General features: G+C 35.0%; 10 protein-coding genes. 2 read left to right on the top strand and 8 right to left on the bottom strand.

Annotated elements, in window-relative coordinates; all coding sequences use genetic code 11:
* Positions 1–90: 90 nt before the first annotated feature.
* Positions 91–1,284: a bifunctional phosphopantothenoylcysteine decarboxylase/phosphopantothenate--cysteine ligase CoaBC gene (gene coaBC / locus SO785_RS04005; protein WP_011254293.1), complete on the bottom strand. Its 1,194-nt coding sequence runs from the start codon at positions 1,282–1,284 to the stop codon at positions 91–93.
* 156 nt (positions 1,285–1,440) lie between these two features.
* Here coaBC and SO785_RS04010 point away from each other — a divergent pair, with 156 nt between their 5' ends.
* Positions 1,441–2,625 (top strand): aminotransferase class I/II-fold pyridoxal phosphate-dependent enzyme, encoded by a 1,185-nt coding sequence (locus SO785_RS04010; protein WP_003547041.1) that lies wholly within the window; start codon positions 1,441–1,443, stop codon positions 2,623–2,625.
* A gap of 65 nt (positions 2,626–2,690) precedes the next feature.
* On the opposite strand, the gene aspS is transcribed toward SO785_RS04010, so the two are convergent.
* The 6 genes from aspS to prmA form a co-directional block, all read right to left on the bottom strand.
* Positions 2,691–4,535, bottom strand: coding sequence for an aspartate--tRNA ligase (aspS, locus tag SO785_RS04015; RefSeq protein ID WP_003547039.1), 1,845 nt, complete (start codon positions 4,533–4,535; stop codon positions 2,691–2,693).
* Between the two features lie 7 nt (positions 4,536–4,542).
* The gene (gene hisS / locus SO785_RS04020; RefSeq protein WP_003547037.1) at positions 4,543–5,829 is read right to left on the bottom strand and encodes a histidine--tRNA ligase; all 1,287 of its coding nucleotides are present in this window, start codon (positions 5,827–5,829) and stop codon (positions 4,543–4,545) included.
* Positions 5,830–6,120: 291 nt separating this feature from the next.
* A complete protein-coding gene (gene dtd, locus SO785_RS04025) occupies positions 6,121–6,558 on the bottom strand; it encodes a D-aminoacyl-tRNA deacylase (RefSeq protein ID WP_003547036.1) in 438 nt (145 codons plus the stop codon).
* A complete protein-coding gene (locus SO785_RS04030; RefSeq protein ID WP_011254292.1) occupies positions 6,558–8,798 on the bottom strand; it encodes a RelA/SpoT family protein in 2,241 nt (746 codons plus the stop codon). The genes dtd and SO785_RS04030 overlap by 1 nt, the downstream gene beginning before the upstream one ends.
* Before the next feature lie 14 nt (positions 8,799–8,812).
* Positions 8,813–9,175 (bottom strand): hypothetical protein, encoded by a 363-nt coding sequence (locus SO785_RS04035; protein ID WP_003547034.1) that lies wholly within the window; start codon positions 9,173–9,175, stop codon positions 8,813–8,815.
* A 55-nt stretch (positions 9,176–9,230) separates the two neighbouring features.
* On the bottom strand, positions 9,231–10,175 hold the full coding sequence (gene prmA / locus SO785_RS04040) for a 50S ribosomal protein L11 methyltransferase (protein ID WP_021874073.1): 945 nt from the start codon (positions 10,173–10,175) through the stop codon (positions 9,231–9,233).
* Between the two features lie 41 nt (positions 10,176–10,216).
* On the opposite strand from prmA, the gene ybaK reads away from it, so the two are divergent.
* Positions 10,217–10,744, top strand: coding sequence for a Cys-tRNA(Pro) deacylase (gene ybaK / locus SO785_RS04045; RefSeq protein WP_003547032.1), 528 nt, complete (start codon positions 10,217–10,219; stop codon positions 10,742–10,744).
* 234 nt (positions 10,745–10,978) lie between these two features.
* On the opposite strand, the gene SO785_RS04050 is transcribed toward ybaK, so the two are convergent.
* Positions 10,979–12,322 carry a threonine/serine exporter family protein gene (locus SO785_RS04050; RefSeq protein WP_003547031.1) on the bottom strand — a complete coding sequence of 448 codons (1,344 nt, stop codon included), beginning with the start codon at positions 12,320–12,322 and terminating at the stop codon, positions 10,979–10,981.
* Positions 12,323–12,494: the final 172 nt, after the last annotated feature.

The raw sequence follows: 12,494 nt of genomic DNA on the forward strand, positions 1-12,494 counted from the left end.
TTAGATTTTAAATAAACAAATATATGAGTAAAACCACCATATCAATATCTATACGTTATTTTACAAAAATATTACATAATATTTTTGTTATTACTTCAATTCCCTTGCAATTTTCTCTATTAGCCCATAAGCAATTTCTTGCTTAGACATTCTAGGCCATTTGTCGATATGACCATCTTGAGTCAAAAGAGTGACTTGATCATAATCATTTCCAAAAACATTGTGAGATACATCATTTGCTACGATCATATCTGCACCCTTTTTCTTTAACTTCTTTTCGGCATTTTCAAGCAAGTCATTTGTCTCCGCAGCAAATCCTATTACAAGTTGATTATGTTTTTTGTGATGCGCTACTTCTTGAAGAATATCCTTAGTTTTAATAAGGGTTAAGTTTAAAGTTTCTTGACCTATTTGCTTTTTTAGTTTATGATCCGCTACTTTAGGCATACGCCAATCCGCCACTGCAGCAGCCATAATTAATACATCACTTTTTTTAAATTCACTTTTTACTTGTTCAAACATATCTTCACTACTGGTTGCATGATACATTTTAATATTTTTATTTTGTGGTGGATTTGCAGTAACATTGCCATATATTAACTTTACTGTTGCACCTAATCTTGCTGCATTTTCCGCTAAAGCAAAGCCCATTTTACCACTAGAGCGATTACCAATAAAACGAACAGGATCAATGGATTCCTCTGTCCCACCTGCTGTAATTACAAATATTTTACCTTGCAAACTATTTTTTTGGTTCAAATATTTCTCTACCCAATCAACAACATCTGCCGGTTCAGGCATTCTTCCTTTAGCAGCATAACTTTCTGCAAGCATTCCTACCGCAGGATCCATAATTTTTACACCATTTTCTTTTAAAAATAGCACATTATGACGCGTTGCTGGATTATTCCACATTTGATCATTCATTGCTGGCACTATCATTTTAGGAGCAGCAGTAGCCAAAATTGTTGTACTAGCCGCATCATCAGCAAGGCCATTTGCCATTTTAGCGATAAAATTAGCAGTAGCTGGTACAACTAAAGCTAGCTCACTCCAACGAGCTAAATGAACGTGTGGAATACTAGCTTCATTTTCCTTACTCCAGAGATCATCTAGAACTGGGTATTTAGTTAATGCAGCCAAAGTGTTTGAAGTAACAAAATGCTCTGCATTTTTTGTCATTACTACTCGTACTTCATGACCATTTTTTTCTAAGTCACGAACAACTTGCACAGCTTTATAAACTGCTATTCCTCCTGTCATATACACTGCTATTCGCGTCATGTCGTTATATCCTTTCTCAAAATAAATTTAGTTTTATTTTATCATTAATTTTAAAATTAATATTTTTTAAATTACTATCCTAACTTATATTAAAAAGGTTGTCATATGTGAATTCGTACATTAAAATTTAAGTAATTAAAGAAAGGAACTTTACATATGCCAAACTTATCTAATGATTTACAATCAATTATTAATAATAGACTTAATAATTTGTCTGCTTCTAAAATTCGGGCATTTGATCAAAAAGTATCAAGTATTCCTGGCATCATCAAGCTTACCATTGGCGAACCTGATCTTGCTACACCAGATCACGTCAAAGATGCCGCAATTAATGATATTCAAGCTAATGATTCTCATTATGCCCCACAAGCCGGTAAACCTGAACTTCTGGATGCTATAAGTAATTATCTTGATCGCTCTATTGGAGTTCACTACGATCCAGAAAGTGAAATTTGTGTAACTGTAGGTGCCACTGGTGCATTAAATGATGTTTTCATGACTTTACTCAATCCTGGAGATAAAATCCTAGTACCTACTCCAGTTTGGGCATTATATTTTCAATTAATTAAAATGACTGGTGCAATTCCTATTCAAATTGACACTAAAAAAGATGGTTTTGTTTTAACACCTGAGCATTTACGCCATGTTCTAAATGGACGTGGTAAAGGTGCTAAAGCCATAATTTTAACAGATCCATCTAATCCAACAGGTCGTGTTTATCCTGAAGAAATTTTAAAGGAATTGGCAAAGATAATTAAGGAATATAAAATTTATTCAATTACTGATGAAATTTATGCTGAATTAGTTTATGGGGATGCAAAACATCATTCTTTATCTGAATATATCCCTGAACACAATATTTTAATTTCTGGTTTATCAAAAGCATATGCAATGACCGGTTGGCGATTAGGTTATATTGCTGGACCAAAACAAATTATGAAAGCCATTCGCAAAGTAAATTCTTTCTTAATTACTTCCGTTACAGATAATGTCCAAATGGCTGCAGTTGAAGCTTTAAACAATGGTCAAAATGATCCAAAAGAAGCTAGAAAAATTTACGAAAGTCGTTTACGCTTTATGCAAACCGGGCTTGAAAAGTTAGGTTTTGAAATGGCAACACCCCAGGGTGCTTTCTATATTTTCGCTAAAATTCCTGAAAAATATGGTACCGACGATGAAAACTTTGCTTTTGAACTGGCTCAAAAAGCAAAAGTTGGTGTAACACCCGGTCGTTACTTTGGTAAAGGCGGCGAAGGATACGTAAGACTTTCATATGCTTCATCAACTGAACAACTTCGTGAAAGTTTACAAAGAATTACTAATTTCGTTGATAATCTATAAAATATAAGACAGCAAAAAAGCGAGATCTCTTCTTATGAGATCTCGCTTTTTGATTAGAATATATATTATTTATCCCAAGTTGAATTTTCTTCTGCATCTTCTGCAGCCATCTTTTCAAGACGTTCTTCAGTAGCCTTTACACTATCTTCGTATTGCTTTTCAACTTCAATACCTAGATCAGCTAATTGTTGATCTGCTACTGGAGCTGGAGCGTGCATCATTGGTTCTGAAGCACTTGCATTTTTAGGGAATGCCAATACGTCACGAATATTGTCCTTACCAGCAAGCATCATTGCAAATCTATCAAGACCAATTGCAAGACCTGCGTGAGGTGGGAATCCCATATCAAAGGCATCCATTAAGTAACCAAATTGTTCATAAGCACGTTTCTTAGTAAAGCCTAATGCCTTGAACATATCTTCTTGAATTGAGCGTTTGTGAATACGAATTGATCCACCACCCATTTCATCACCGTTCATAACAATATCGTAACTACGTGCATGTGCCTTATGTGGATCAGTAGTCAAAAGCTTTACCCCTTCATCGTCAGGCATAGTGAATGGGTGGTGAGCTGCTACCCAGCGGCCAAGACCTTCATCATATTCGAATAATGGCCAGTCAACAACCCATACAAAGTCATAAACACCTTTAGGAATAATACCAGTTTCTTTAGCAAATTCACGACGAAGGTGATCTAATGAATCACAAACAACCTTCCACTTGTCAGCAACAAATACTACTAATTCGCCGCCTTCAAGATCAAATTCCTTCTTTAATGCTTCTTTATTTTCATCAGTTAAGAAACGAGCAACTGGACCGGAGAATTCACCATCTTCAAATTTAACCCAAGCTAAACCTTTAGCATGGAAGCGTTTAATAAAGTCAGCCTTCTTATCAATCTTTTTGCGTGAATATTCCTTAGCACCATTCTTAACAGCAATTCCCTTAACAAATCCGCCGTCAGCAATTGCCCCTGAGAACACCTTGAAGTCACTATCTTTAAAGATAGAGCTTAAGTCATGAATAAGCATCCCATAACGAGTATCAGGCTTATCACAACCATACTTGTTCATTGAGTCAGTCCATGACATACGCTTAATTGGAGTCTTAAGGTCAATTCCCATAACGTCCTTCATGATTTTCTTCAAAAGACCTTCAGTGTAGTCTTGGATAGTTTGCTCATCGGCAAATGACATTTCCATATCGATTTGAGTAAATTCTGGTTGACGGTCACCACGAAGGTCCTCATCACGGAAACAACGTGCCAATTGGTAATATTTGTCAAAGCCAGCACCCATTAAAAGTTGCTTGAACAATTGTGGTGATTGTGGAAGTGCGTAGAAACTACCTGGGTAAATTCTTGATGGTACTAAGTAATCACGTGCACCTTCTGGGGATGATTTACCTAAAATTGGGGTTTCAATATCAATAAAACCATTTTCATCGAAGAATTCATGAGTAGCACGCAAAATCTTTGAACGTAAAATAATTGCTTTTTGAACCTCTGGGCGACGAAGGTCAAGGTAACGATACTTTAATCTAGTTTGTTCAGAGATTTCAACGCCATCTTTAATTTCAAATGGAGGGTTCTTTGCCTCATTTAAAATAATAATTTCAGTTGCATCAACTTCAACTTGACCAGTCTTCATATCTGGGTTTGCTTCTGAACGCTTAACAACTTTACCTCTTACTTGAATAACATATTCATTACCAAGAGAGTTAGCGATTTCCATTAAATCCTTACCAGAATCCTTGTTAACGACGATTTGTACAAGACCTTCACGGTCACGTAAATCGATAAACACTAAGTTACCGAGGTTACGCACACGTTGCACCCAACCGTAAAGATTTACATCTTGGCCAATATATTTTTCAGTGATATTACCACAATAATCTGTTCTTTTTTCCATAATTAAACTAGTCCTTTAATTCTCCCATTACTTTACTCATATCATTGATATCTTCAAGACTTAAATCGATTGTTTTACCATCAGACAAACGCTTAATATTTAAGACACCATTTTCAAGTTCCTTTTCACCTAAAGTAATTACATACTTAGCATGATCGCGGTCTGCTTTTTTAAATTGAGCCTTAAGCTTCTTTTGGTTGACGTCAAAGTCTGCTTCAAAGCCTTGCTTACGTAAACTTCTAGTAATTTCGATTGCCTTTTGAGCAGTACCTTCACCAATATTAGCAATGAAAAAGTCGATACTATTTGATTCAAACAAAGCAGGATTTTGCTTTTCTAAAACAAGCATTAATCTTTCTTCACCAATACCAAAACCAACTGCTGGAGTTGCCGGGCCGTTGAATTCTTCAACTAAGTGATCATAACGACCACCACCTAAAATAGTAGTGGCTGATTCCCACAGGCTCTTATCTTCCACCATAAATTCAAAAATTACACCAGTATAATAGTCAAGACCACGAACTAAATCATCATCAATTACATAGTCAATACCTAATTGATCAAGCATCTTCAAAATTGATTCAAAATTATTCTTTGTATCATCATCTAAGAATTCACGGATCTTTGGTGCATCTGGCAAGAACTTCTTATCACGTTCATCTTTAGAATCCAAAATACGAAGCGGATTATCACGTAATCTTCTTTGGGAATCTTCTGATAATTCATCCTTCACTGGAGTAAAGTAGTTCACTAACGCATCATGATAGTCTTTACGTACTTGCTCATTACCTAAAGTATTAATGTGAAGCTGGTAGTTTTTAACACCTAATTCAGCAAGTAAATCGTGACCCATCATAATAGTTTGAACATCAGCTAGTGGATTACTTGAGCCAAAACTTTCTACACCAATTTGATGAAATTCACGTTGACGGCCTGCTTGCGGTCTTTCATATCTAAAAGTTGATTCCATATAGAATACATTGAATGGTTTTACAACTTCAGGTGCATACATCTTATCCTCAACATAGGCACGTACAACACCAGCTGTACCTTCTGGACGAAGGGCAATGTGACGACCGCCCTTATCATTGAAATCATACATTTGTTTTTCAACGATTTCTGAACTGTCACCACTTGAACGTGAGAAAATCTCATAGTTTTCAAAACTTGGTGTGCGAATTTCACGATAGTTGGCACGATTGAAGAAATTTCTTGCAGTTTCTTCGACCTTTTGCCATGAACTAGATTGATCAGGCAAAATATCAACTGTACCCTTAGGTTTTTGAACTCTCATTTAATCATCCTTTTTTATATTTTGATAACTTTACTAAAATAAAAAGCACCCTTGAAATAAATTCAAGGGCGCTTACATTAGCACGGTACCACCTTTTTGGTTGCTGCGATTAACGCTCGCCAAACGAACCATTATCTGCTAAAGGTGTCACAGACCGCGATCTATCTGCCATCTCACCAACCTGACAGTCTCTTCAAATAGATCTTGCTAATCTTCATTCTTCGTCATCGATAATTCTTTTTTAGCTTATATTTTTCTTGCATCAAAGTCAAGACTTGAAAGCAATTTTATCTAAAGATCTAATACAATGGTAAATGGACCATCATTTTCCAGACTCACTTTCATATCGGCACCAAATTCACCGGTCTCGACATGAAAGCCATCATTTTCTAATTCTTTATTAAAATCTTCCCATAATTCTTTAGACATTGGTGGACGCATTGCTTCAACAAAACTAGGTCGATTTCCTTTTTTAGTATTAGCCATCAATGTAAATTGACTAACGCTTAAAATCTCACCATTAACATCTTTCAAAGATAAATTAGTTTTTCCTTCTTCATCCTCAAAAATACGCATTTTAGCAATTTTATCTGCTGCTTTTTTTATTACTGATAAATCATCCCCATTTTTAATACCTACTAGTAATAAAAAACCCTTACCAATATTACCAACCGTTTTCCCATCAATATCTACTTGGGCATGATTAACTCTTTGGATTACAACTCGCATTAATTGTCTGACCTCTTTGTTTCATATACATCAGGAATATCACGCAATTTGCTTAAAATTTCATCAAGTTGCTTTGCATTTCTAACAGCAACAGTCACATAAATATGCGCAATGTTATCATCATTAACTTTACCAGAAATATTATTAATATTTTTAGTTAATGAGTTCAATTTATTGATTACATCGCTAAGCAAATTAGAACGATTATAGCCAAAGACCTCAATATTTGCATTAAATGATTGAACATTGTTTTCTTCAACGTTCTCCCATTCAACATCAATCAATCGACCTTGTTCTTCCGCTTCCTTAGTTATATTTCTACAATCTGTTCGGTGAATAGTCACTCCACGTCCTTTAGTGACGTAACCAATAATTTCATCTCCAGGAACCGGATTACAACATTTAGCTAAATGGAGCATTAAATCACTAACGCCTTGAATCATTACTCCATTCTTATGCTTAACTTTCATGACAGAATTTGAATTTTTCTTAGGTTGTTCTTCTTTAATTGCCTGCTGACCAGAATTCAAAATCTTTTCTTCTAGTTCTTTTTGCTTTTGTTTTTCATCTTCACGACGCAAATCAATTGTTAATCTATTAACAACCGCTTGTGCTGACAGATCACCAAAACCTACTGCTGCGTATAACTCTTCAGAAGTATTGTAATTAAAATGTTCAAGTAATTTTTCAATATGCTCTTTATCCATGAAGTCTTTCGGCACGAGTCCTTCATCACGAATGGTATTAGCCACCATTTGCTCACCATGCTCGATACTTTCTTCACGGTCTTGACCTCTAAAGTAACGACGAATCTTGTTACGAGCTCTTGACGTCTTAACCATATCCGCCCAATCACGTGATGGAGCCGCATTGGTCTGCGTCATAATCTCAATTACATCGCCATTTCTTAATTTATAATCAAGTGGTACTAATTTATTATTTACTCTAGCACCAACGGCATGACTACCTACTTGAGTATGAATTGCATAAGCAAAATCTAATGTAACTGATCCCTTAGGCAATTCATATACCTCACCTTTTGGAGTAAAGACATACACACGATCAGAAAAGATATCACTTTTAACTGACTTCATGAACTCGCCGGCGTCCTTAGTCTCATCCTTTAATTCTAGAATTTCACGAACCATATCCAGCTTTTCACCTGACGACGTTGCTTCAACCCCATTGAAATTACCACGCTTATATGCCCAGTGAGCAGCAACACCGTATTCAGCAACTTCATGCATTTGCTCGGTCCTAATCTGAATTTCAAGTGGACGACCACCTGGTCCAATAATCGTAGTATGAAGTGATTGATATCCGTTGACCTTAGGCATCGCAATATAATCTTTAAATCTACCTGGCATTGGTTTCCATTCAGTATGAACAGCACCCAAAACAGCATAACAATCACGAACGTTTTTAACAATTACACGAACTGCAAGCAAATCATAAATTTCATCAAAGTCCTTATGCTTATTTACCATCTTTTTATAGATAGAATAAATATGCTTTGGTCGACCATAAATATCGTATTTAATTCCCAACTCATCAAGTGTTTTCTTCAAAGTCTTAATAGTATCAGAAATATATTTCTCACGTTGACTTCTTTTGACATCCATTAAGTTAACAATACGGTAATATGCTTCAGGATTTAAGTAGTGGAAACTCATATCTTCTAATTCCCACTTAATTGTTCCGATACCTAAACGATCAGCTAATGGTGCATAAATATCCATCGTTTCTGAAGCAATTCGTCTTTGCTTATCAGGACGCAAATGTTGTAAAGTATGCATATTATGCAAACGGTCAGCTAATTTAACCATAATAACTCGTAAATCTTTAGCCATTGCAATCAACATTTTACGGTGATTTTCAGCTAAAAATTCTTGGTGAGAATTATATTCATACTTATTTAGCTTAGTTACACCATCGACGATGAAAGCAACATCCTCACCAAATTTTTCTTTTAATTCATCATTAGTTACTGGCGTATCTTCTACGGTATCATGTAAAAAACCAGCGGCAATCGTATCTGGATCAAGTCCTAAATTGGCTAATGTACCAGCAACTTGAGTTGGGTGAATAATATAAGGTTGTCCGGATGCCCGCTTTTGTCCAGCATGAGCTTTATTAGCAAATTCATATGCTCTTTCAACAAAGGCAACTTGATCTTCATTCATATACTTTTTACAAGTATCAATTACTTGATCATGCGTCATTTCAACATATTTAGACATTTTGGTCATCCTTTCTAACGGTAAATATCTTTATTCATTAATCCGAATATTTCAAATATTAAATAAATTAAGCCAAATATTAAATTATACAAAGCAAATTTAGGTAATATTGCTAAGCAAAAGATTACTGGCATAAACAAAACCCACCACTTAGATAATCGCAATTTAATAATTAATTTACCTAAATGATACGAAATTGAACAATTAATTATAAAAAATAATATTCCCACTCGCCACAAAATTGGTATGTGACACATACTAAACGCATACGGTAATATTGCAACTAAAATGCTCCACCAGATAAGCGGCATCCATACATAGGTATTTAGCTTGTTAATTATCGAAATATTTTTGATTTTTTCTCCTATCTTTTTCATCAAAGAATTATGCCTCTCATCAAAGTCTAATTTAATTGATAATATTTTACCACGTTTATTTTTCTTTTCTAGTAATTGCTAGACCTATCCACCGTCCTTGTTTCATAGTCAAATCTATCTTAAAGTTGTTTTCATCCGATGATTTTTTAATTTTAGGTAATTGCAAATAATCGATACCCGAAAAGATTACTTGTCCATCCTTATTCAAATGGGCATCCATTTGAGGAATTAAATCTAATAAAATTTCAGCTAAAATATTGGCAACAATAATATCAAATTTACCTTCTACGCCTGCAAGTAGGCTAGTTTTTTGAACCTTAATATTAGTTAGGTTATTCAATGCTGAATTTTGCTTAGCAGCAGTCATAGATTCATCAGAAATATCAGTTGCTAAAACATTTGTTGCACCTAATTTAGAAGCGGCAATAGCTAAAATACCAGAGCCAGTACCAACATCAACTACACTCATTGGTTTTACCATAGCACGCTCAATTCCCATCATTGCCAATTGAGTTGTTTTATGATTTCCTGTACCGAATGCTAAACCTGGATCAAGCTTAATGAGTTGTTGATCGCTAAAAGCTGGTTGATAATCTTCCCATTCAGGAACAATAGCTAAGTGCCGCGAAAAGTCTATTACATGATAATACTTTTGCCAAGCTGTATTCCAATCTTGATCTTCAATATAAGAAGTTGTAATTTTACCTTCACCAGTATTTAAACCATAACTCTTAAGCTCTTCAAGTTTTGCTTGAAATTTCTCTACAAGCTCATCTTTATCAGCTTCTTCATCAAAGTAAGCATAAAAATAAGTATCTTTAGGCAAGTCTTTAATGTCATCCATTTCTACAACAGTTGAATCATGTAACCAACCAGCTTGTTCAAAATCACTACGTTTTCTGGACTCAATGCCTAACGCTTTTAAATTATCAGTTGCAAAAACGCCTAATGCATCCTCTACTTCATAACTAGTATCAATTTTAATAATCAATAATTTCATAAATATAAACTCCTTTGGGATTTTCTTTGCGCAATGCTATCATGTATAAAGGTGATAAATATGTCAAAGAAGAAAAACAAAAAAATAAACTTGAAAAAACATTAGTTGAAAAAATATTAGATCAACATAAAATCAAGTATCGTCAAGCCGAATTTGCTGTCTCCGAAGATAAAGGTGGAGTTGCAGAAATGGACACTTCTATTCTAAGGGACAAAGAACGATTCGTCTATAAAACCTTAGTCTGTGAAGGAAATAAAACAGGTCCTTTAGTAGGCGTTGTACCGATTACAGAGCACTTAAGCATGAAAAAACTAGCCAAAGTATCTGGTAATAAAAAATGCGAAATGCTCCCTTTAAAGAAGTTAGCTAAAACAACAGGCTATGTACATGGGGCCAATACTCCTATTGGAATTTACCATACACATCATTTTCCTATTTATCTGGACAATTCTATGAAAGAACAAGAAGAAATTGGTGTATCAAGTGGTAAACTCGGGCGCAGTGTATTTTTAAACCCTGAGGATCTAGCTAAAGTAACAAGTGCCAAATTTGCCGATCTGCTAGAATAAAAACGCTTTCAAATAATTGTGTCATCACTCTTTTTTTATGGTAAACTATCCGTATGCCACACATATATAGATGTATTTAAAAACTAAAGAGGATGACAAAAATGAATATACTATTCGGAATTATTGGCTTTGTAGTTGCAATGACTGCAGCAGTCATTGTAACCGCAATATCTATTGCAAAATAAAATATTAACAATCAAAAAGAAGCAGTTTAAACTGCTTCTTTTTGATTAATTAATCAGCATGACGCCATTTCTTATCAGTCAATATACGTGCCGCTAAAAGTCCCAATGGCAAAGCAATAACAATCATCAATGCTTCAGTAATCCAAAAAGCACCAATATTAATATTAGTGACTCCGAAATTAAAGACAGCTCTATACATATAAAGCCCTGGTACCATAATTACAATTGATGGAACTGTAATGGCAATTCTAGGAAATCCCACTTTTTGGCGAACAACACTTGCTAACAGCCCCGCGGTTAAAGCACCAATAAATGCTGCAAGAGCAGGTGCCATATGTGCATAATCAACTAAACTTAAGCGCAAAGTATTAGCCATCGCCCCCATAATAGCTGCAGTTGCTGCCATTGGAGGACGACTATTAAACATAATAGAAAATCCAAATACTCCACAAAAGCTTGCAATTAACCTCAAAAAGGTTAACATACCGGGATCAATTTTCAATCTTAGCATTGAACCTGGATGTAAATTCAAAATTGTTGCTACAGCCCAGCCAGCCATAGTAGCAATAATAATGACTAAAATTGCATACGTTAAACGCTCAAGTCCCGATCTCATATCTAATTTAGACATATCTAGACCAGATGTAATAAATGGAAAACCTGGAATAACAAACAGCATAGCACCGATATAGCCATATGCATGATGATAATCCAAGTGAAATAATATCATGCCAATATGAAAACAAATAAAATAAACAGCACATGCTATTGCTACTGCTACTGCAATCTTGGCAACTAATGTAATTTTTCGTTTTCCCATAATTGAGCGAACATAGTTACCGACACCCGCTCCAAAAAATGCACAGATAACCTCGGGTAGGCCTCCACCCAATAAAAAGATAAATCCAGCACATGCCAGTCCTGCGCTTAATCCTGCTATTATAGACGGATATGCAGACTTCTGATTTTCAATCTCACGCAATTTTTTATGGATTTGACCTATTGTCCAATTTCCACGTTCTTTTTCAAATTGACGAATTAATTTTTCTAATTCATTTAATTTAGTCATATTTACACCGGTAGATGGTAAAGACAAAGTTTGTGAATAGGATTCATTATCAACGTCAAAGCAAGTATATTCAATCGAAACCAGACCAATGTCTGTTGAACAAGTTATACCAAGCGTTCTAGCAACTGTATCCATTGAGTCACGGACTCTCCATGCACCAGTACCGCAACTAAGCAACATAATTCCTATTCGTCCAACAATAGATGTCTTTTCAACCAAAGTAGCATCTTGAGCTATCGTATCATCGTCACTTTTAAAAAAATCCTCCCAAAGGATCTTCATATGATGTTTTTGTGATAATCGACGTGCCTGTTCATTTTCCATTGGTAAAATCAAATTCCCTCATTCTTAAATTTTAATAAAATTACAGCTCTTTTATTCTACCACAGGTATCGTATTAGCCAACAAAGCTAAAATGCTTTCATTTTTTAAATTTGAAGCTCCCTTTTTATTATTTTAAACTTATAATAGATATATAAAGTTAACAGAAATATAA

The sequence above is a fragment of the Lactobacillus acidophilus genome, from assembly GCF_034298135.1.
Taxonomy (GTDB): domain Bacteria; phylum Bacillota; class Bacilli; order Lactobacillales; family Lactobacillaceae; genus Lactobacillus; species Lactobacillus acidophilus.

What these genes read in the sequence shown, in the direction of transcription:
- coaBC (WP_011254293.1), bottom strand. Translation starts at nt 1,284, where the DNA reads ATGACGCGAATAGCAGTGTATATGACAGGAGGAATAGCAGTTTATAAA.
- SO785_RS04010 (WP_003547041.1), top strand. Translation starts at nt 1,441, where the DNA reads ATGCCAAACTTATCTAATGATTTACAATCAATTATTAATAATAGACTT.
- aspS (WP_003547039.1), bottom strand. Translation starts at nt 4,535, where the DNA reads ATGGAAAAAAGAACAGATTATTGTGGTAATATCACTGAAAAATATATT.
- hisS (WP_003547037.1), bottom strand. Translation starts at nt 5,829, where the DNA reads ATGAGAGTTCAAAAACCTAAGGGTACAGTTGATATTTTGCCTGATCAA.
- dtd (WP_003547036.1), bottom strand. Translation starts at nt 6,558, where the DNA reads ATGCGAGTTGTAATCCAAAGAGTTAATCATGCCCAAGTAGATATTGAT.
- SO785_RS04030 (WP_011254292.1), bottom strand. Translation starts at nt 8,798, where the DNA reads ATGTCTAAATATGTTGAAATGACGCATGATCAAGTAATTGATACTTGT.
- SO785_RS04035 (WP_003547034.1), bottom strand. Translation starts at nt 9,175, where the DNA reads ATGAAAAAGATAGGAGAAAAAATCAAAAATATTTCGATAATTAACAAG.
- prmA (WP_021874073.1), bottom strand. Translation starts at nt 10,175, where the DNA reads ATGAAATTATTGATTATTAAAATTGATACTAGTTATGAAGTAGAGGAT.
- ybaK (WP_003547032.1), top strand. Translation starts at nt 10,217, where the DNA reads ATGTATAAAGGTGATAAATATGTCAAAGAAGAAAAACAAAAAAATAAA.
- SO785_RS04050 (WP_003547031.1), bottom strand. Translation starts at nt 12,322, where the DNA reads ATGGAAAATGAACAGGCACGTCGATTATCACAAAAACATCATATGAAG.